Below are 22,012 nucleotides of genomic sequence, written 5' to 3'. Positions count from 1 at the left end.
ATGAACTTTTCCATAAATTTTTTCAATGAAGACGTCCCTTACAGAATAAAGAACAAAAGGCTGGTAAAGGACTGGATCAGGAAAACAATCCTTAAAGAAAATAAAACCCCGGGGGATATTAATATTATTCTTTGTTCGGATGACTTTTTACATACTATGAACAACAAGTATCTGCAGCATGATGAACTCACCGATATAATTACATTCGACAACTCCGAATGTGATAGTATCTCCGGTGATCTATACATAAGCATTGAAAGGGTAATAGATAACAGCACCATCTTTTCAAAAAACAAAACCGATGAACTGCATCGCGTAATTATTCATGGCGTCCTTCACTTGTGCGGATACACAGATAAAACACCCGAGGATACAGAAAAAATTAGATCGGCAGAAGACCTGCATCTTTTCCGCAGACCAGATGAACTTAAACATTGAGCGGGGTGTTCCACGTGAAACAAATTGATGATGTTCGAAAATTATGATGTAATAGTTGTTGGAGCCGGACATGCCGGAAGCGAAGCAGCTGCAGCTGCAGCGAATATGGGATCAAAGGTTCTGCTGATTACCATGAACATGACTACGATTGCCCAAATGTCATGTAATCCGGCCATGGGAGGTATTGCAAAAGGGCAAATCGTTCGTGAAATTGATGCCTTGGGTGGTTATTCGGGAATAGTAACCGATCATACTACAATCCAATTCAGGATGCTGAATAAATCCAAAGGTCCTGCCATGTGGAGCCCCCGCGCTCAAAATGATCGAATACAGTTTTCGATTAAATGGAGGGAAATGCTTGAAGCAACACCCAATGTTGATTTCTGGCAAGACATGGTTGTTGGTATTTTAGTCGAGGATAAAAAGGTTGTAGGCGTAAAAACCAGCATGGGTCTGGAAATTCGTTCCAAATCCGTAATTCTCACCAACGGAACGTTCCTTAATGGCATCATTCATATAGGTAAAAAGCAATTTGGTGGTGGAAGGATTGGGGAGAAGCCATCTCAAGGCTTGACCGAATCTTTGGTTCAACTGGGATTTGAATCTTCAAGAATGAAAACAGGAACACCTGTTAGGGTTGATGGGCGCACTATTGATTTTTCAAGATTAGAAGAACAAAGTGGGGACGAAAACCCACAGAAATTTTCATTTACTGACACACCCACTTTAAAGAACCAAAGAAGCTGTTTTGTTGCCTACACAAATCTTAAAGTACATGAAGCTTTGCGGATAGGGTTTAGTGAATCACCCATGTTCACTGGCCGAATTGAGGGTATTGGCCCACGGTATTGTCCTTCGATTGAAGATAAAATTGATCGGTTTTCGCACAAATCAAGCCATCAACTTTTTGTTGAGCCTGAAGGTTGGAATACCATCGAATATTACATCAACGGTTTTTCATCTTCCCTTCCTGATTACGTTCAGGTAGATGCATTAAGAAAAATTCCAGGATTCGCTAATGCCAAGATATTCAGACCCGGATATGCTATTGAATACGATTATTTCCCCCCCATTCAACTCAATAATACCCTTGAAACAAAGCTGATTAATAATCTTTTTTTTGCCGGGCAAATCAACGGAACTACAGGCTATGAAGAAGCTGCTGCACAAGGAATTATCGCCGGTATTAATGCTCATTTGAAAATAAATGAAAGGCCTGAATTCGTCCTAACCCGCTCGGATGCCTATATCGGTGTATTGATAGATGATCTTATTACTAAAGGAGTGGATGAGCCCTACCGGATGTTCACATCCAGAGCAGAATATCGGATTTTGCTACGTCAGGACAATGCTGATTTACGCCTTACTCCTCTTTCTCATAAAATCGGCTTGGCATCAAATGACCGCATGGAAAGGGTAAATTATAAACTCTCGGTCATCGAAAAATTGAGAACTTTTTTAAAAAAAGAAAGTGTTTCTCCTGATGAAGTAAATTCTTACCTTGAAAAGATAGGGTCAACACCCCTTAATCAAAAAGTCAAAATCGAAACCCTTATTCTTCGACCTGAAGTTAGTTTTGTTGATCTAACTAGCCAACTTCCTATTCTTTCAAACTTCATCACATCACTTGGGGAAACTCATCTTTCAGAGACTGTTGAAGAGGCTGAAATATTGATTAAATATGATAATTATATTCAGAAAGAACAGGATGTAGCCGGCAAAATGTCAAAACTGGATTATATTCACTTAAATGATAATTTTGACTACCAAAACCTAAAATCCTTGTCGTGGGAAGCAAGGGAAAAATTATCGAAAATCAGACCAAAAACAATCGGACAAGCTTCGCGGATCAGTGGAGTTTCACCGGCTGATATCTCTGTACTGATTGTATATCTAGGAAGGTAGCCAAATGTTTCACGAGAAACAATTTTAAATGGAAGCTTTATCTCATTGCCCTGTCTGTGATAACGATCAATTTCAATTGTTCAAAAAAATTGTTGATCATTTTCTTACGAAGGAAGAATTTCAGGTAGTACAATGTAACAACTGTGGTTTCTTGTTCACAAATCCAAGACCAGCACAATCCGAAATTTCCCGGTATTATCAGTCTGATGAATACATCTCTCATAATAAAAACAAAGTCGGATGGTTGAGTAGCGTTTATAACATTGTCCGAAATATTTCACTTTACAGGAAGTATAAACTCATTGCCAAACACAAAACAGCCTCGAAAATTCTGGATATCGGTTGCGGAACAGGAGACTTTTTACATTTTATGAAAAAGAAAGGGTGGGAAGTTACTGGTATCGAACCCGCTGATAGTCCCCGCGGGTTTGCACTCCAAAACTATAATATAGATGTTTTTGACGAGAAAGAACTTCCCCATCTTCCTTTTGGAAATTTTGATGTGATCACCCTTTGGCATGTTCTTGAACACGTGCCTGATTTAAATCTGCTAATCAAGCAAATCAAAAATCTGCTAAAAAGTGATGGATTGCTTGTGGTTGCTTTGCCAAATCATGAATCCTGGGATGCGGGCCACTATCAAACATTCTGGGCAGCATGGGATGTTCCCCGTCATTTCTATCATTTTTCGAAAAAAACATTTTCACTGATAATTAAAAACCATCAATTAAAAATAATTTCCTCTCATCCGATGAAGTTTGATGCTTTTTATATCAGCTTGCTAAGCGAGAAATACAAACACGTTAAGCCTGGCTTTATTCATGCTCTGATAAACGGTATGCGTTCAAATCAATCGGCAAAACAGAACCTAAATAATTATTCAAGTCTTGTTTTTTTAATCAAACATCAAAATATTTAATTTGAGCCCCTTTGGCAGTGTTTTAGGTTTTCTGGTACATTTGTACAAAATATTGGAAATCGTTCGAATTTGGTCATTATTTTAATTCGAAGTTAACATACTGTATTTTAGGAAGATAAATATTTTTTATTAATTTATGTGGTCATCTGGACAAAATAGTCGTAAAGTTAAGTTTTATCTCATCTCTTCAATGGTGATGATCCTTATGGCAGTTTTTTCCGGTAGATATTATCAGCAATCTGTCGATTTGCAAAAAACGATAAATGACTTGCAAAAAAAGATCAATCAAAAGGATCAGAAAATTTTGTCAGAACTTGAAAATCTTCAAAGATTTTACGAAAACAATAGTGATTCCGTCTTTTTTTTACTTAACCTATATGAACTTACTTTTAAGGAAAATGGGTTTGCTTTTTTTATTTTTGAATCTGACTCATTGGTTTTCTGGACTGAGAATTCAGTCCCGGTTGATTTCGTAAATAATGCTCTTTCTGATCATATAGTTTTTTCAGGAAATGCCTTTTACCGGTTATCACAGAAAAAAACCGGAACCACTCAATATTTGGGGGTTTACCTGATTAAGTTTAATTATAGTTACCAGAACAAATACTTAGAAAACGAATTTCATCCATCTTTCGGTTTTCCGTGTTCAGCGGAGATATCAATTGATAAGGAATCTGGCAGTTCTGTTTATTCCGAAGAGGGTGATTATTTATTTTCGATTGACTTAAGTCAAAAGTGCTTATTGTCAAATCATCAGTTGTTCATGCTTTTCGTGTTCTATCTTTTAGCACTGCTGTTCTTTATCGGATTCATTTATGAGATTTATCTCAGAATTTTCAGTGGGAGAGGTAAAAACCTGTTGTTTTTGACTGCTTTTATTTTTGATATTATCCTGATTAGGGTCGTTCTGTTCTACTTTAAGATTCCAAACATTCTTTACAATTCCAGCTTTTTTGGCCCACATTATTATGCGCATTCGGAATTGATTCCTTCGCTTGGAGACCTTTTCATAAATATGATATTTCTACTACTCATTGCATTCTTCGTTTTCTATCACTATAAATTCAGTTGGAAAATCACGCGACGGAAACCTTTCTTCAGGTATTTCTTTTCATTTTCTCTGATGTTACATTTTTTTATTTTCTTCAATGGCCTGATTTTCATCTACGACAGTCTTATCAACGATTCTATTGTGTCAGTTAATCTTAACAACATTTTTAGCCTTTCCTGGATGAGCATGCTGTCCTTTCTAATCATTTCTATTTCAATATTAACCTATTTATTGATTACTTCAAAAATGGCCTTTATGGCGTTTAAGGCTGCTGGTAGAATATCTACTTATGCGATTTTAGCCCTTTCTGTCCTTGCTGTATGGGCTGTGTTTTGTTCATTTTATGGGAAGTGCAATTGGGTTTACATTTCATTTGTTCTATTATACATTCTATCTTTTGGGGGTTTCTTTCATATTGGCAAATGGAAATTCAATCTTAGCATTATCGTTTTTTACATTCTGATGTTTTCGCTCATCACTACCTATGCTTTACATACCTACAATAATGAGAAAGAGCGAGAACACCGGAAGTTTTTAGCTTTATACCTGGCATCTGACCAACGCGATCCAGTAGCCGAGTATTTATTTGATAAAAACGTCAATATCATTTTATCCGACTCCATAATTAATTATTTCATTTATACTAACACATCACAATCAAACAACCTCGATTCAGTTGAAAAATACTTAAGCAGAGTGTATTTTTCTGATTACTGGCGCAAATATGATCATCAAATAACAGTTTGCAATAGCGTTGATTTTCTGATTGTTAAACCAGATGAAAAAGAGTTGGAATGTTGGGCATTTTTTGAAAACATGATCAGGAATTCGGGAAAAGCAACACAAAATCCCTATTTATATTTTTTGAATTTTGGACCTGCAGACTATGGTTACATAGCAGTTTTGGAATATAACAATAAATTGCCCGAATCTCTGCCTATCAGGATTTTTGTGGAACTCACACCCAAATATGTAGCTCGGGATCTGGGTTTTCCTGAATTGCTGATTGATCGTGAAATAATAAGAAGTCCTGATCTTTCGGAGTATTCGTATGCCAAATATCAGCATGGTGAATTGCAGCAGCGTGTAGGAAAGTATTTCTATAATTTCACCCTTGCAAGTTACTTGCCAAATGAAGTGAAGAATTCATTCATTGATCAGAACAACTACAATCACTTTATTTATCATATAGATGAATCACGTGATCTTATCATCAGCAAAAAAAATAAAACGATTCTTGACGTTATTGCACCATTTTCCTATTTGTTTCTGTTCTATGCGCTCTTTTCAGGGATCATATTTACTTTTTTCATACTTCCATTTTCCTACCATAAAATCAGTTTTAATTTCCGGACAAGATTGCAACTTTCGATGTCTGCTGTTATTTTATTCTCATTTTTGGTAATCGGTATTTTTACGTTGTTTTATATCCAAAACCTAAATGCTCAGAAAAACAATGATATTTTGAGCGAAAAAACTCATTCGATACTTGTTGAAATGCAACATAAGCTTTTTAATGAAGAGCAAATTGATGAATATCTTACACCATATGTAGGTGATCTTCTGGTAAAGTTTTCAAATGTGTTTTTTACTGATATCAATTTATTCAACCTGGATGGGAAGCTCATCGCCTCTTCCCGTAAGCAGATTTATGATGAGAAATTGATCGGTACGCAGATGAATCCCAGAGCATACAAAGAGCTATCGATGAAAAGCAGTTCGCTGTTTATTCAAAATGAAAATATCGGAAAGCAAGACTATTTGTCGGCCTATATCCCATTTGTAAATGAGAGAAATAAAGTGATTGCTTATTTAAATCTTCCCTATTTCGCTAAGGAAAACGACCTGAAGCGTGAAATCTCAACCTTTCTTGTGGCATATATTAATATTTATGTTATTCTGATTGCTATTTCGATCATTATAGCTTTAATCATTTCCAATTATGTTTCACGCCCCATTAAGCTAATTATGGGTAAGATCGCTGGTCTTAACCTTGGCGGGAAAAATGAAAAGATTGAATGGAGGCATGCAGATGAAATCGGGCAGCTTGTAAATGCCTATAACCGAATGGTTGATGAATTAGCAATCAGCGCTGAGCTGCTAGCCCGATCAGAACGTGAAAGTGCCTGGCGTGAGATGGCCAAGCAGGTAGCACATGAAATTAAAAACCCGTTAACTCCAATGAAACTCAGCGTTCAGCACCTACAACGCGCTTGGACCCAGGACTCACCTAACTGGGCTGGCAGGCTGGACAAGTTCACGCAAACAATGATAGAACAAATTGATGCTCTTTCGATCATTGCTACCGAGTTTTCGGATTTTGCCAAAATGCCGGCAACCCGAAAGCAGGCGGTAAATGTGGTTGACATTATGCAAACCACAATCAACTTATTTAGAAATTATGTGAACATCACCATCACATTGAGTTTTTCAGAAGAACAAGTGATTGTATTTGCAGATAAAGATCAATTGCTTCGGGCATTTAATAACCTGATTAAAAACGCTGTGCAAGCCATTGGCCGCAAATCATCAGGTACTATTAATGTTGAAGTAAAGAAAGAAAATCAGCAGTGTATTATCAAGGTCTCGGATAACGGAATGGGCATTTCCCCAGAGTTAACTGAAAAAATCTTCTCCCCATATTTCACTACAAAAACAAGTGGAATGGGCCTTGGTCTTGCCATCGTAAAAAGTATCATTGCAAATTCGGATGGGCAAATTAGTTTTGAGTCCAAACAAGGAAGTGGTACGGTGTTTACAATTAGCCTGCCGTTTATCGAAAACTCCTTGTACGTGTAAATTTTGCAATGATTTATTCGGTAGACGGTGAATACGGTAAATCGCTGAAGATCGATTTCTTAGCGGTTTGAAAAATTCTTTTCTTTTAGCATTTTCAGCACTTTCCGATCAATCGGGAAGGTAAGTTCTACAGTCTGAAATGACTCCAGATCAACCCAGCGAAAGGATTGAGCACCATCTACATCCTCAAAGTCAAAAGGCTTTTCTTTTGTTTCAATTTGATGCCATGATAATATCTTTACCAGATAATAGATACTGATCAACTGCTGTGGTTCTTTCAACAAACTGGTAACCTGGAAGTAATCGGTAGTATAGAAATGATCTATCCCTATAATTTCCTGTCCTAACTCTTCCATGAATTCGCGCTTAAGACAATCAATTGTTCCTTCTCCAGGATTTAGCCCTCCACCAGGGAGTTTGGTCATGCGCAATCCCAACCGGAATTCATCTGTGACTAAAAGCTGATGTTTCTCATTGATAACAATTCCATAAACCCTGAGGTTGATGCTTTTGATCTGTTCGTTCATGACAACATTTTAATTTGCAAAATAAGATATTTATGGGGTAACTGTAACCAAAATCATAGTAAGATAACTTTATAAGCAAATTTCCAAGTAATTTTTCTAATTTTGCCACCAATTTTAGAGAAACAGCAAATGGTTCAATATCAAGATAAATTTACCGGCGAGGGATTGACCTACGATGATGTGTTGCTGCTTCCGGCATATAGCGAAGTATTGCCCCGCGAAGTAGACCTATCAACGCATTTCACCACCGGCATCCGGATGAACATTCCAATTGTATCAGCGGCAATGGATACAGTAACTGAGCATAAACTCGCCATCGCTATTGCACAGGAGGGTGGCATTGGTGTGTTGCACAAAAACATGGATATTGAGAAGCAGGGTATTGAAGTGAAAAAGGTTAAGCGTGCCGAGAATGGAATGATTCTCAACCCGATCACGCTTGACAAGACAGCAAGGGTGGAGGATGCTCTGCATATCATGAAAGAATTTAGTATCGGAGGAATTCCGGTGGTTGATAAAGAAAACCGTCTGGTGGGTATCATTACTAACCGCGACTTGCGTTTTGAGAGAAATCTGTTCCGTCCTGTGGACGAAATCATGACCAAGGAAAACCTTGTAACTACCACGGAATTTACCGATTTTGAAAAAGCAGGAGACATTCTTCAGCAATATAAAATTGAAAAACTACCGGTAGTTGATAAGGATTTCAGGCTGGTCGGACTGATCACCTATAAAGACATCATTAAAATTAAAGCCAGACCAAATGCATGCAAGGATGAACGTGGACGACTGCGTGTAGCAGCGGCCGTAGGTGTTGGTGCTGATACAATGGACCGGGTTGATGAGTTGGTGCTAAACCAGGTGGACGCTATTGTAATAGATACTGCCCATGGCCATTCAAGGGGTGTTTTAGAGACCACGAGAATGATCAGGCAAAAATATCCCGATCTTCAACTGGTTGTTGGAAACATTGGTACTGCCGAGGCTGCCCGTGACCTTGTGAAAGCCGGAGCCAATGCAGTAAAGGTTGGTATTGGGCCGGGGTCAATCTGCACCACAAGAATTATTGCTGGTGTTGGCATTCCTCAACTTTCGGCGGTGTATGAAGTGGCACGTGCAATTAAAAATACCGGTATTCCGGTGATTGCTGACGGCGGAATCCGCTATACCGGAGATATTGCAAAAGCTATTGCTGCAGGTGCAAATTCAATCATGGCCGGCTCACTTTTTGCCGGTGTGGATGAATCACCCGGAGACACCATCATTTTTGAGGGCAGAAAATATAAAACCTACAGGGGTATGGGCTCAATCGAAGCCATGCAAATGGGATCGAAGGATCGCTATTTCCAGGATATGGAAGACGACATTAAAAAATTAGTACCTGAAGGGATCGTTGGCAGAGTACCTTTTAAAGGAACATTGAGCGAAGTAATCCATCAGCTGGTAGGTGGCCTCCGGGCTGGCATGGGTTACACGGGCTCGCGTAATATAAATGATCTGCAAAAAGCGAGATTCATCAAAATCACCGCTGCCGGTGTTACTGAGAGCCATCCTCACGACATCACCATTACACGTGAGGCGCCGAACTACAGCAAATTTTAGTTGTTTTTTACTCTTAATCATAAAATAATCAGGCTGTTTAATCGTAAATGAAACTTAAATATAATAAATTAATTAACATCAATAAAGAACCTCATCAGATGCAAAAACAGAGTTATTCAGTGAAACACAAACAAATACCGCAACTGGTCAAATCAACACTGCTTGTTGCCATTTTAACCATCTCAACGCTTACCCTGTTTGCTCAAAAAGACAAAGACCCCGTTTTGCTGAGTATCGGGAATCAAAACATCACTGTTTCGGAATTCATGGCCGTTTATCAAAAAAACAACGTTGAAGGCGAGGTGCTTGATCGTAAGTCGCTTGAGGAGTATCTTGATTTGTACATCAATTTTAAACTAAAGGTAAAAGAGGCCGAAGACTTGGGTCTTGACACGGTTCCCTCATTTATAAACGAGTTGAAAGGATACCGTGATCAATTGGCCAAGCCATATTTTGTGGACGAGGATTTAAACAATCAAATGCTTGAACAGGCTTATGAGCGAAAGAAATATGACATCCGCGCCAGCCATATCCTCATCACCCTTGACCAGTTTGCCCCCACACAAGATACCATTGAAGCCTACAACAAAATTATGGGAATCAGAAAGCGGATAGTCGAAAACGGAGAAGATTTCGGTGAAGTTGCTGCCGAGGTTTCTGACGACCCGTCTGCTCGCGATATGGCTGCACGCGGCTTCCAGCCTGCCCGTAAAGGAAACAAAGGCGATATCGGTTATTTCTCAGTTTTCGATATGGTCTATCCATTCGAGGAGGCAGCATACAATTTGAAAGTTGGCGAGGTTTCACAACCGGTCAGAACCCAATTTGGATTCCATTTGGTAAAACTTCAGGATAAAAAGCCTGCGCTTGGAAGGGTACAGGTTGCACATCTCTTTTTGCAAACGCCCCAGGAACCCACTGATGAAAACAATGCTCAACTGAAAGCAAAAGCCGACTCTCTTTATAATGCACTGAAATCGGGTGCTGAATGGGACACTTTGGTTCGGAAATTTTCCGACGATAAAAGTTCCTCAATGAATGGCGGAGTACTCCCATGGTTCAGCTCCAATCGTATGGTGCCGCAGTTTATCGATGGCATCCGGACTATTGCAGATACCGGACAGATTTCTGAGCCTGTGTTAACCTCCTATGGATGGCACATCATCAAGCTGATTGATGTTAAACCTATCGGTACTTTCGAAGACGAAAAAGCTAACCTGAAACAAAGTCTGACAAAGGACACCCGTGCTAATTTAAGCAAGGAGTCCATCATAAGGCGAATTAAACAAGAAGCCCCATTCAAGAAATTTGACAAAGCGATTGAAGCCTTTTACAATGTGATTGATTCAAGCATTTACAGCAGAAAATGGGAAGTTGAACAAGCCGCCGGCCTAAATAGTGTGATTGCCAGGTTAGGCGACAAGGAATATTATCAACAGGAGTTTGCTGAATATCTGGCCAAAAATCAGTCTATCAATCCAAAGGAAACCGTAGTTCAATTTGTTGACCGTAGCTTTGATAAATTCATCGAAGACAACGCAATACAATACGAAGATGCCCGCCTTGAGGAAAAACATCCAGAGTTTAAAGCGCTGGTTAAAGAATACCGTGACGGCATCTTGCTCTTTGAACTTACGGATCAGAAAGTATGGAGTAAAGCCATTAAAGATACGACAGGATTAAAAGATTTTTATGAAAAGAACCGGGTGAATTACATGTGGGGAAGCAGGGTTGATGCTATCCTGATGACTTCAACAACAAAAAATGGAGCTGAGAAGGCCCATGCCATGGCAGAGCAGCGAATGAGTGTTGATCAGATCAAAGAAGCCTTCAACGCTGACGAAACCAATGAGATCACTATCACCGAAAGAAAATTCCCAAAGGAGGAAGACTTTATCATTGACAATATTGAGTGGAAAAAAGGGATATCACCGGTTGTTCAAGAAAAAGATGACCGTTTTGGATTTGCAGTGATCAAAGATTTACTTGACCCGGAAACAAAATCATTAAGCGAAGCCAGGGGTATAATTACAGCTGATTATCAAAATTATCTTGAGCAGGAGTGGTTGAAACAATTGAGGGAGAAATATACTGTAACAGTTAACCAGGACGTTCTTTCGACAATAAAATAGTCACCTGATTTGAGATTTTTCCAATTTTCATTTTTTCTCCTGGCCATCATTTTCAGCTCCTGCGACGACAACCGTTTGATCACCAACGAACGTGCTGTGGCAAGAGTTTATGGTAATTACCTTTATGAGTCTGAACTGATCGGATTGGTTCCAATAGATGCTACACCTGCTGACAGTATGGCCATCATCAACAGCTACATCAACAATTGGATTAAAAATCAATTGCTGCTGCAACAGGCAGAAAAGAACCTGACCAGTGAAAAAAAGGATTTTACCCTACAGTTAAGAGATTACCGCAATTCGCTCATTATTTATACTTACGAAAGCGAACTGATACGTCAGAACCTGGATACTATTGTTAGCGACAGGGAATTATTGACTTATTACGAAGCCAACCTCGCCAACTTCATCCTGAAAGATGACATTGTACGATTCTTATACATCAAAATCAGAGAGGAGTCGCCCCAGCTGCCTCAGATGAGAAAACTTTTCAAAAGGAATTTTGAAAGAAACCAGGATTCGCTCATATATTATGCGGTAAATTTTAGCGAAGATTATGCGATCATAACTGACGAATGGATACCATTCAATCGTTTCCTTTCAAAGGTGCCTTTGCAGGTGGAAAACACAAAATCATTTCTCGAACAAAACAGTTTTGTTGAAATTCAGGAAACACCATATTACCACCTGATCTATTTTACCGAATACAAACTAAAAGGAACCATTGCCCCATTGCTCTATGAGCGGGATAATATCAAGCTCATTATCCTGAACGACAGGAAGCAGAAACTCATCCGTGAGATGCACCAGGAAATTTACGAACAGGCGAGGGCAAAAAATGACTTCGAATACTTTTAAAAGTGACCCATGAATAAAACAATCTTAATCGTTCTGATGATCACCCTCTTTTGTTTTCAACAACCTGCTTCAGGTCAGGAGTCAAAGGGTGTAGTGATTGACGAAGTGGTAGCTGTAGTGGGCAAAGAGTATATATTGCTATCCGACATTGAGCAGCAATATTTACAAATGCGAATGCAGGGCGGCGTAAAGGAGAGCGAAGAAGCCACCAAATGTATGATTTTGGAAAATTTGTTGTTCGAAAAACTGCTCTTACATCAGGCTGAACTGGATAGTGTTGTGGTCACGCCTGACCAGGTGAATTCGGAGTTAGACAGGAGAATGCGGTATTTTATCGGCCAGTTTGGCTCACAGGAAAAACTTGAGCAGTTCTATGATAAATCGGTGACTGAATTCAAAAGCGATCTCAGTGATGTGATCGAAAAGCAGATATTGATCGAACAGGTGCAGCAAAGTATTACCGAATTTGCTGAAGTTTCCCCTTCGGAGGTACGCAAGTTTTTCAAGAACATCCCGACCGACAGCATTCCGTTAATCAGTTCAGTGGTTGAGCTGGCTCAGATTGTCAAGAAACCGGTCATCTCGCCGGAGGAGAAATTTGAGGTCAGAGAACGTCTTCAATCCTACCGCCAACGGATTGTTAACGGTGAGAGTTTTGAAGCATTGGCTGTGCTCTATTCCGAAGATCCGGGTTCAGCACGACAGGGGGGTGATATTGGATTACGCGGACGTGGTGAACTTTACCCTGAATTTGAAACGATTGCTTTTAAACTTGATCCGGGTGAGATATCAGACATAGTCGAAACCGAAGCCGGATTTCATATCATCCAGGGTATTGAACGGCGCGGTGATTTTATGCGTGTCCGGCATATCCTGATGAAGCCCAAGGTATCTCCCCAGGAACTTTTAAATGCACGTAATTTTCTGGATAGCATTGCACAATTAATTCGACTTGATTCTCTCACGTTCGAGGAGGCAGTAACAAAATTCTCCACCGACCCATCACGCAACAACGCAGGTATTATGATCAACCCTAACACAGGGGGTACCCAATGGTCTCCAGAAGAATTGGATCCAAAAGTTTTCTTTGTAATTGACAAAATAGAGGTCGGACAGTTATCAACTCCCGTTTTGATGCAGGATCAGGATGGCAGCGAAGCCTACCGGTTACTCTATCTGAAAAAAAGAACCCAACCCCATCGTGCAAGTCTTGAGGAAGATTATGACCAGATACAGAACTGGGCGCTGTTTCAGAAAAAATCAGAGATTATAAAAAAATGGATCGTCGCCAATTCGCGTAAGGCATTTATTCGGATTGATGATAGTTTTCTTAATTGCGACTTTGAACACAAATGGCTTTAAAGCATTTATCCTTATTACACCATTAATTTACCATTTAAACGAAAAACAAAATCTTTATGCAATACAAATCTGATGTTGAAGCAATTGATGCTTTTGGAGAAAAAATAAAACTATTACGAAAGGAAATTGCCAAAGTGATTGTCGGGCAGGATGAGGTGGTGAATAATGTCATCATTTCAATTTTTTCGAAAGGACACGTTCTCCTGATAGGTGTACCCGGCCTCGCAAAAACTTTGCTGGTGAATACTGTTTCGAAAGTGCTCGGCCTCACTTACAGCCGGATTCAGTTTACCCCCGACCTGATGCCTTCTGATATCATCGGAACGGAGATTCTTGACCAAACCCGGAATTTTAAATTCATCAAAGGACCTGTATTTGCAAACATCATCCTTGCCGATGAAATCAACCGTACGCCACCTAAAACGCAGTCGGCTCTTCTTGAGGCGATGCAGGAAAAAGCCATTACGGTTGCCGGTAAAAATTATCAGTTGATTGAGCCTTTCTTTGTGCTGGCTACCCAAAACCCGATCGAACAGGAGGGAACCTATCCTTTGCCCGAGGCACAACTCGACCGTTTCATGTTCAACATCTGGCTCGATTACCCGTCTTTTCAGGAGGAGATCAACGTGGTGAAAGCTACTACGACCACCTACGAAGCCAAGCCTGAAGTAGTAATCAGCAGTGATGAAATCTTATATTTCCAAAACCTGATCAGAAAAATACCGGTGGCAGACAATGTGTATGAATATGCTGTGAAGCTGGCCACCAAAACCCGGGCAAACCGCAAGGAATCACATCCATGGGCCAACGAATACCTGACCTGGGGAGCTGGTCCACGTGCATCCCAGTACCTCATTGTGGGAGCAAAATGTCATGCAGCGATAAATGGTAAATATTCTCCCGATATCGAAGATGTGAAAAGTGTAGCAACATCCATCCTGCGTCACAGAATTGTGCGCAATTACAAAGCAGAAGCAGAAGGTATCTCCATCGAAAAAATCATCAACGAGTTATTAAAAGATGAATAATTCTGTTTATTTCTATCATCCATATTTTCTTAACTCTTGCTCCTGGTGATTTACTTTTTTCGGGTAATGATAACTAATTAGTAAAATACTGACTATGAATAAAAAGTTGGTAATATTTATGGTTTCGGCATTCGTGCTCATTGTCGTTGTTTGGTACCTGATGCGACAAGAAACATCAACGGTAGAATCAATAAAGGTGCCGGTCAGATACGGGAAATTTATCGTTGATGTGAACACCACAGGCGAGCTTGAAGCAAAAAGTTCCGAAAACATCTACGGACCCGAAAACCTTCGTTCAATTCAAATCTGGAGTGACATAAGGATCAATCAGTTGATCCCTGAAGGTACCATTGTCGACTCAGGCGCTTTTGTTGCATCCCTTGATCAGACTGAGGTCATGAGTAAACTTAAAGACCTCGAGAGTGAATTGGAGAAACTGGAGTCCCAATATACCAAGACCATGCTCGACACGTCCCTCAACATGAGGGCTGCCCGTAATGAGCTGATAAACCTTAAGTTTGGCCTCGAAGAACAGCAGATCAAAGTTGAACAATCTATCTATGAACCCCCTGCAGTGCAGCGCCAGGAGGCCATCAACTACGAAAAGGCACAGCGTGCATACGACCAGGCTGTTGAAAATTATGTGCTCAGGTTTGAAAAATCGAAAGCTGAGATGCAGGAAGTCACGGCAACGCTTGAGCAGGCGCAGCGTCGCAGAGAACGTATGCTCGACATCCTCAAGCAATTCACCGTTTATGCCCCAAAACGGGGAATGATTATTTATCGCAGAGACTGGCGGGGAAGAAAAACCGAAACAGGATCAACCGTCAACTCCTGGGATAATGTGGTTGCTTTGCTACCCGACCTTTCGAGAATGATTTCGAAAACCTATGTTAACGAAATAGACATTTCAAAAGTGAAAACCGGCCAGCAGGTAAAGGTGAACATAGATGCTTTCCCCGAACGCGAATATTCGGGGATTGTCAGTGAAGTGGCAAATATTGGCGAACAACGCCCGGGCTCAGATGCTAAAGTGTTTGAAGTAATTATTGCTGTAAACGAGTCCGATACCATCATGCGTCCGGCCATGACCACTAAAAATATGATCATTACAGCTCAGATTGACAGTGTGCTTTTTATCCCGATTGAAGCTTTACACAGCAACGATACAATAAGTTATGTTTTTCAGGATGTGGGAATGAACACTGTAAAAAAACAGGTTTTGCCCGGTCCGACCAACAACAATGAAATTATCATTCTTGAGGGGTTGGAACAGGGAGATGAAGTGCACATTGCTATTCCTGAAAATCATGCAGATTTAAAACTTGTCACCCTCAACAAATAACTTTTGAAGCGGCATCTCTATAACCTGAATTCAGCGGTTGAAGCGGTATTTACCAACAAATTCCGCTCAATCCTTACTGCGCTGGGAATCATTTTTGGTGTGGCTGCAGTTATAGCAATGATGGCAATTGGAACAGGTGCCCAGCAGGAAATTCTGGAACAAATCCGGATGGTTGGCGTCAACAACATCGTAATTACCCCAAAAATTACTGACGAAACCAAAACCGAAGAGGAACAAACCGAAGAAGACGGTCAGACGGTAAATAAAAAATATTCCCCGGGACTTACACTTGCCGACGCTCAAAGCATCAGCGAAATTATTCCTGGAGTTGATAGAATTAGCCCTGAAGTGGTTTACAATACATTTGTTGTTAAATCAGGTACCCGTGGAAATGCACGTTTTTCGGGTGTCGAACCCGGCTTCTTCGATGTGTACAACCTGGAATTATACGAAGGCGAAATGTTTTCAGACTGGCAACGCGAACACGGAGCTCCCGTTTGTATCATAGGGCCGGATATTCGCGCAAAGTATTTTAAACAGGAAAATCCAATCGGAAAAAAGATTAAATGCGGAAATATCTGGCTTGAAGTGATCGGGGTGACCAAATCGCGTGCAGTAAGCAAAGCAGCAACAGAAACGTTGGGTGTGAGCGAGTTTAACAACACAGTTTTTGCTCCTATAAAAACCGTCCTGCTTCGCTACCGCGATCGTTCTTTACTCACCAAAGCCAGCATTAACCAGGGAAACAACGAGCAAACCAGCGATAATACCAATCAGTTGGATAAATTGATTGTCCAGATGAAGGAAAGCGAGCAACTGGCTGCCACCGCTGCAGTCATTCAGCGCATGCTAATACGTCGACATGCCGGGTTAGACGATTTCGAGATCATCATACCTGAACTCCTGCTCAAACAGCAACAACGAACTAAAGACATTTTCAACATTGTGCTGGGGGCTATTGCCAGCATTTCACTCATTGTTGGCGGCATCGGTATTATGAACATTATGCTCGCTTCGGTGATGGAGCGCATCAGTGAGATCGGACTTCGCAAAGCCATTGGCGCCAGGCGAAATGACATTATTTTTCAGTTTGTAGCCGAGGCTACCATCATCAGTATCAGTGGTGGTTTTATCGGGATAGTACTCGGCGTTATTCTGGCTCATATCATTATGACAACCACAGGGATTCTAACAGTAGTTTCGCTGTTTTCAATACTGGTCTCCTTCGGTGTAGCCGCCTCAGTGGGTATTGTGTTTGGCCTGATGCCAGCCCGAAAAGCCGCCGGACAAGACCCGGTTACTTCGTTAAGACATGAATAGTGCCTTATGAAAAGAATAAAAAATTTCGCTTTAGCAATATTGAGTTTACTACTCACAACAAGCGTCCATACTCAGCCGCTTCGTAAGCAGATGACTCTTGATCAGGTGATTACCCTTGCACAGGAGCAGTCACCGGATGCACTTTCAGCCAAAAACAGGTTCCTGAAAAGCTTCTGGGAATTACGCACTTCCGAAGCTATGCTTCTCCCAAAACTCGATTTTGAAGCCACCTTGCCACAATATACCCGTTCGATCGAAAAAGTAATCCAGCCAGATGGCAGCGAAGCTTTCAGGGAGCGAAGCCTTTCGACTGCCTCGGCAGACCTTACCCTGAGTAAAAATATCGGGGTTACAGGAGGGCAGGTGTATATGCGAACAGGTCTCCAGCGGATCGACTACCTCACCGGACTTGCGCCGAATGCATGGCTCTCGACGCCGTTGGTGGTTGGATATTCACAAAACATCTTCGGATTTAACCCTTATAAATGGTCGAAGATGATTGATCCGATCCGCTACAACGAGGCCAAACGAAGGTATCTGGAGGAAGTGGAACAGATTGCAATCAATGTTACGAACCTGTTTTTTAACCTGCTCATTTCGCAAATTCAAAAGGATGTTGCTGAACAAAACACGGCCTACTATGACACGCTGTATAAAATCGGGCTTGGTCGTTTTAATCTTGGCCGTATCGGTGAAAACGAATTGTTGCAACTTGAGCTTAGCTACCTGAGGGCACAGGCCGATTACGAAACCGCTGCCCTTGATGTTGAAGATCGAATGTTTAAACTGAAGTCTTACCTTCGATTGCAGGATGATGTTTCCATAGAACCGGTTCCACCCGTCGAGGGCGTGAGCTACTTTGAAATACCCCCCGATTTTGCCATCGAACTGGCTAACCTGAATAACTCTCAGGCATTGGCTTTTGATCGCAGGTTAATCGAATCAGACAGAGAAGTGGTCCGTGCCCGTACTACCGATCGCTTTAGTGCCAATATTTTTGCACAATACGGTTTAACCCAAAGTTCTGCTGAATTCGAAGAAGTTTACAAAGACCCGCAGGATCAACAATTATTTGTGCTCGGCATCCAAATTCCAATCATTGACTGGGGTCTGGCGAAGGGACGAATCAAGGTGGCTGAATCGGACAGAGATATCGTACGAACCGCGGTGGAACAGGAAAGAATTGACTTTAATCAAAGTGTTTTTTTACAGGTGATGGATTTCAAGATGCAACAGCGACGGCTTGAGATTGCTGCCAAATCCGACACCGTAGCGCAGAAAAGCTATGAAATTTCACGACAGCGCTACCTGATTGATAAAGTGAGCATCACCGACCTTACAACGGCACAAATCAACAGCGACAACTCACGAGTCAGCTTCATCAGAAGTCTCCAAAACTACTGGAACAACTATTACCAGATAAGGAAACTCACGATGTACGATTTCCGCGAAAACAGGGAAATTTCAATCAATTTCGATCTGCTGCGCTAAAACAGAAAGCTCAGAATTTTCAACTGCCCATTGAAACTATGGCGCCAGCCTGCTAATTAGCCACACTCCCTGGCTATTCAGTTCATAAACAACCCTGTCGTGAAGGCGGCTTCTGCGACCCTGCCAAAATTCAATCAACCGGGGCTTAACCCTGTATCCTCCCCAGTTTGCCGGCCGGGGAAAGTTCCTGTCGGGAAATTGCTCTCTTAACTCATCTTTTAAACGTTCAAGCTCCCGCCTGCCCGTGACGGGCTTACTTTGGGGTGATGCAGCAGCGCTTAGACGGCTTTCGTAAGGGCGAGATTTAAAATAGTCATCAGAAATGGCTTGCGAAGTTTTTTCCACTTCACCCTCAATCCGTACCTGACGTTCAAGTTCCTTCCAGAAGAAGGTCAGCGCAACATGCGGGTTTTCATCAATTTGTAATCCTTTTTTACTTTCATAGTTGGAAAAAAATAAAAAATCCCCATCATCAACGCCTTTGAGCAAAACCATTCTGGCGGAGGGCTTAAAATTCTTACCAACTGTTGCAAGCACCATGGCAGTTGGCTCCAACACCTCTGCTTTCAGGGCATCATTCATCCAAAGGCTAAATTGAATCAGAGGATTTTTATCCACACTCTTTTCGTCCAGTTCGCCCTGCAAATATTCTTTTCTGATTTCTGCTAATTTTAAATTTTCCATAAAGGTGGAGATTGAATTTCGGAATATTTCTTTTACTAAAATGAATTGACTGAATTAATCCCTAAGCATTGGCTCTTCACACAAACAAAAGTAAATCCGTGTTGTTTACTATCTGTAAAAATGGATTTAAAATGAAAAAAATTGGAATATTCTTCGGTTCTACGCTCGGGAACACAATGAAAGTTGCTGAACAGATACAACAAGCTTTTGGCGCCGATCAGGCCGACCTGTTCAGCATCGAAAAAGCGACAGCAAAAGACATTGAAAAATATGATAACCTGATTTTCGGAACATCTACCTGGGGTTTGGGTGAAATGCAGGAAGACTGGGAGAAATTTGCAGGCCGAATAGACTCAACTGACCTTTCGGCTAAACGGATTGCCCTGTTTGGAACCGGAGATCAGAAAGAGTGGGCCGACAGTTTTGTGAACGGCCTGGGCGCCCTTTATCACCGTTTTAAAGATAAGATCACCATCGTTGGCTTCACCCCCATTGTTGGCTATGATTTTGAAATTTCGCTGGCCATTAAAAACAACAGGTTTGTCGGGCTGGCAATTGACAATGTAAACCAGGCAGACTTAACGCAAGCGCGCATCAGCAGATGGGTTGAGCAGCTGCGCAGTGAGTTTCATTAATCCTTTCAACCTTTTTGAAAACACATTTTGGGAACCCAAAGTTTAGTTGTTCTGCTGTTGTTTCTCGTCCTTTCTGTCCGGATGGCTATGACAATTCATGCTGTAAGGAAACGGGGAGGGGAGCTTTACGGAAAGGCATCAATCACTAATTTTGTTGTGCTGTTTTCCAAATTTGCTGCGTTGTTCCCGGTTTTACTGATGGTTGTGCATATGGCCGGTGTGCAAATTCCCAGTTATCGTTTGCCCGAATTCGTTCAACTTGCCGGTATTTTAATCATGATAATTGCTTCAGGCTTTCTTTACCTTTCATTGGCCGATCTGGGGAAATTTACCAAAATGGGACTTCCGAAAAATGACACTATCCAACTGCAAACCAACGGAATTTATCGTTTCAGCCGCAATCCAATGTATCTGGGAGTTATCCTGCTGACTATTTCATCGGTTTTAATCGTACCAAACATCATAAGTTTACCAATTGGTGTGACCGGAATTTACCTGCATCACCTCATCATTCTCAAAGAAGAAGCGTTTCTTGAGAAAAAATTTGGGCAGCGGTATTCAATATACAAAAAGCACACAAGAAGGTATTTGTGAATTGAAATCTCAGGGTTATGAAAGATTTTGTAGCGGTTGTAAGGTTTGATTTAAATTTGCTCCAACGTAAAAATATGAAATAATGACTACATCTACCATTGAATATTTGGGGGAACTTCGCACCCGGATAACCCATACCCGCTCGGGTCAACAATTTATCACCGATGCACCGCCCGATAACCAGGGAAAGGGAGAGGCGATTTCACCCACCGATCTGCTGGCTACTTCGCTTGGAGCCTGTGCTGTAACTATTATCGGGATTGCTGCCAATACGCACGGTTTCTGTATTGACGGAACCAAGATCAACATCACCAAGATTATGGCTGCCAATCCACGACGGGTGAGTGAGGTAATCGTTGAGTTTTATTTCCCGAAAAATGACTACACCGAAAAACAGAAAACCATTATCCGTCAATCAGCTCTTACTTGTCCTGTTTTTCAAAGTTTACATCCTGATCTGAAGAAAAACCTCGAGTTTCATTTTTAAGGGTTGATTCCTCTGAGTCGTAAGCGGGAATTTCGTAATGAAGCCATTGATGGCTTCACTATTCACACTTCTTTGCCTCATCCCAAAAGGCATCCATTTCCTGAAGGGTTAGTTCCTTTAGGTTTTTTCCCTGATTTTTAGTTTGTTCTTCGATGTATTTAAACCGCCGGAGGAATTTTTTGTTGGTGCGCTCCAAAGCATCTTCAGGATTAACACCAATGAAGCGGGCATAATTAACAAGCGAAAACATCAGGTCGCCAAATTCTTTTTCCATGCTCTCGGGTTCACCATTTTTCACTTCACATTGGAGTTCCTGCATTTCCTCTTTCACCTTTTCCCAAACCTGGTCTGCATTTTCCCAATCGAAACCCACACCACGGGCCTTTTCCTGCATCCTGTATGCTTTCACCGTTGCCGGTAGTGAATTGGGCACACCATCCAGCACCGACTTTCGGTCTTTTTCACGCAATTTGATCTTCTCCCAGTTATTTTTCACATCTTCCGCGTTGGCCACTTTCACGTCGCCATAAATATGCGGATGACGTTCAATCAGCTTTTCGCTGATGCTGTCCAGCACATCCTTGATGTCGAAGTGGCCGGTTTCAGAACCGATTTTTGCGTAAAAAACCAGGTGTAGCATCAGGTCGCCGAGTTCTTTCTTAATGTTGATCATATCCTTTTCGAGAATGGCGTCGGAGAGTTCGTAAGTTTCTTCGATGGTGAGGTATCTGAGGCTTTCAAGCGTCTGTTTCTGGTCCCAGGGACAACCGGCGCGCAGGTCGTCCATAATCTTCAGCAGGCGCTCAAAAGCAGCCAATTTTTCTTTCATTTTCCG

At 41.3% G+C, this 22,012-nt stretch carries 18 protein-coding genes; 15 read left to right on the top strand and 3 right to left on the bottom strand.

Going from position 1 to position 22,012, the window contains the following annotated elements:
* The 4 genes from ybeY (at position 1) to IH598_12360 (ending at position 7,112) form a co-directional block, all read left to right on the top strand.
* Complete coding sequence (ybeY, locus tag IH598_12375; protein ID MBE0639306.1) at positions 1–438, top strand: rRNA maturation RNase YbeY; 438 nt, start codon at positions 1–3, stop codon at positions 436–438.
* 30 nt (positions 439–468) lie between these two features.
* Positions 469–2,343 (top strand): tRNA uridine-5-carboxymethylaminomethyl(34) synthesis enzyme MnmG, encoded by a 1,875-nt coding sequence (gene mnmG, locus IH598_12370; GenBank protein MBE0639305.1) that lies wholly within the window; start codon positions 469–471, stop codon positions 2,341–2,343.
* 28 nt (positions 2,344–2,371) lie between these two features.
* Positions 2,372–3,262: a class I SAM-dependent methyltransferase gene (locus tag IH598_12365; protein ID MBE0639304.1), complete on the top strand. Its 891-nt coding sequence runs from the start codon at positions 2,372–2,374 to the stop codon at positions 3,260–3,262.
* A 763-nt stretch (positions 3,263–4,025) separates the two neighbouring features.
* Positions 4,026–7,112, top strand: a complete 3,087-nt coding sequence (locus tag IH598_12360; protein ID MBE0639303.1) for a GHKL domain-containing protein — start codon at positions 4,026–4,028, stop codon at positions 7,110–7,112.
* Between the two features lie 59 nt (positions 7,113–7,171).
* Here IH598_12360 and IH598_12355 read toward each other — a convergent pair whose 3' ends face one another.
* On the bottom strand, positions 7,172–7,639 hold the full coding sequence (locus tag IH598_12355; protein MBE0639302.1) for an NUDIX domain-containing protein: 468 nt from the start codon (positions 7,637–7,639) through the stop codon (positions 7,172–7,174).
* A gap of 129 nt (positions 7,640–7,768) precedes the next feature.
* Here IH598_12355 and guaB point away from each other — a divergent pair, with 129 nt between their 5' ends.
* The 8 genes from guaB to IH598_12315 all read left to right on the top strand — a co-directional run bounded on the left by guaB (position 7,769) and on the right by IH598_12315 (position 18,777).
* Entirely contained in the window at positions 7,769–9,241 is a 1,473-nt protein-coding gene (gene guaB, locus IH598_12350) for an IMP dehydrogenase (protein MBE0639301.1), read from the top strand.
* Positions 9,242–9,360: 119 nt separating this feature from the next.
* Positions 9,361–11,373 (top strand): peptidylprolyl isomerase, encoded by a 2,013-nt coding sequence (locus IH598_12345; GenBank protein ID MBE0639300.1) that lies wholly within the window; start codon positions 9,361–9,363, stop codon positions 11,371–11,373.
* Positions 11,374–11,382: 9 nt separating this feature from the next.
* The gene (locus IH598_12340) at positions 11,383–12,231 is read left to right on the top strand and encodes a hypothetical protein (protein MBE0639299.1); all 849 of its coding nucleotides are present in this window, start codon (positions 11,383–11,385) and stop codon (positions 12,229–12,231) included.
* 9 nt (positions 12,232–12,240) lie between these two features.
* The gene (locus IH598_12335) at positions 12,241–13,593 is read left to right on the top strand and encodes a peptidylprolyl isomerase (GenBank protein ID MBE0639298.1); all 1,353 of its coding nucleotides are present in this window, start codon (positions 12,241–12,243) and stop codon (positions 13,591–13,593) included.
* Positions 13,594–13,649: 56 nt separating this feature from the next.
* A complete protein-coding gene (locus IH598_12330; GenBank protein ID MBE0639297.1) occupies positions 13,650–14,621 on the top strand; it encodes an AAA family ATPase in 972 nt (323 codons plus the stop codon).
* A 94-nt stretch (positions 14,622–14,715) separates the two neighbouring features.
* Entirely contained in the window at positions 14,716–15,966 is a 1,251-nt protein-coding gene (locus IH598_12325; protein MBE0639296.1) for an HlyD family efflux transporter periplasmic adaptor subunit, read from the top strand.
* A 3-nt stretch (positions 15,967–15,969) separates the two neighbouring features.
* Positions 15,970–17,286 (top strand): ABC transporter permease, encoded by a 1,317-nt coding sequence (locus tag IH598_12320; protein MBE0639295.1) that lies wholly within the window; start codon positions 15,970–15,972, stop codon positions 17,284–17,286.
* Between the two features lie 6 nt (positions 17,287–17,292).
* Complete coding sequence (locus tag IH598_12315) at positions 17,293–18,777, top strand: TolC family protein (protein MBE0639294.1); 1,485 nt, start codon at positions 17,293–17,295, stop codon at positions 18,775–18,777.
* Between the two features lie 36 nt (positions 18,778–18,813).
* On the opposite strand, the gene pdxH is transcribed toward IH598_12315, so the two are convergent.
* Positions 18,814–19,461, bottom strand: coding sequence for a pyridoxamine 5'-phosphate oxidase (gene pdxH / locus IH598_12310; GenBank protein ID MBE0639293.1), 648 nt, complete (start codon positions 19,459–19,461; stop codon positions 18,814–18,816).
* Between the two features lie 131 nt (positions 19,462–19,592).
* Here pdxH and IH598_12305 point away from each other — a divergent pair, with 131 nt between their 5' ends.
* From IH598_12305 to IH598_12295, 3 genes are all read left to right on the top strand, one after another.
* Positions 19,593–20,096, top strand: coding sequence for a flavodoxin (locus IH598_12305; protein MBE0639292.1), 504 nt, complete (start codon positions 19,593–19,595; stop codon positions 20,094–20,096).
* A 27-nt stretch (positions 20,097–20,123) separates the two neighbouring features.
* Positions 20,124–20,690, top strand: a complete 567-nt coding sequence (locus IH598_12300) for an isoprenylcysteine carboxylmethyltransferase family protein (GenBank protein MBE0639291.1) — start codon at positions 20,124–20,126, stop codon at positions 20,688–20,690.
* Positions 20,691–20,772: 82 nt separating this feature from the next.
* On the top strand, positions 20,773–21,177 hold the full coding sequence (locus IH598_12295; GenBank protein MBE0639290.1) for an OsmC family protein: 405 nt from the start codon (positions 20,773–20,775) through the stop codon (positions 21,175–21,177).
* A gap of 58 nt (positions 21,178–21,235) precedes the next feature.
* On the opposite strand, the gene mazG is transcribed toward IH598_12295, so the two are convergent.
* Entirely contained in the window at positions 21,236–22,006 is a 771-nt protein-coding gene (gene mazG, locus IH598_12290) for a nucleoside triphosphate pyrophosphohydrolase (GenBank protein ID MBE0639289.1), read from the bottom strand.
* Positions 22,007–22,012: the final 6 nt, after the last annotated feature.

The sequence above is a fragment of the Bacteroidales bacterium genome (genome assembly GCA_014860585.1).
Taxonomy (GTDB): Bacteria; Bacteroidota; Bacteroidia; order Bacteroidales; family 4484-276; genus RZYY01.
The sequence above is the reverse complement of the archived record's forward strand: the minus strand, read 5'-3'. Positions and strand labels throughout refer to the sequence as shown.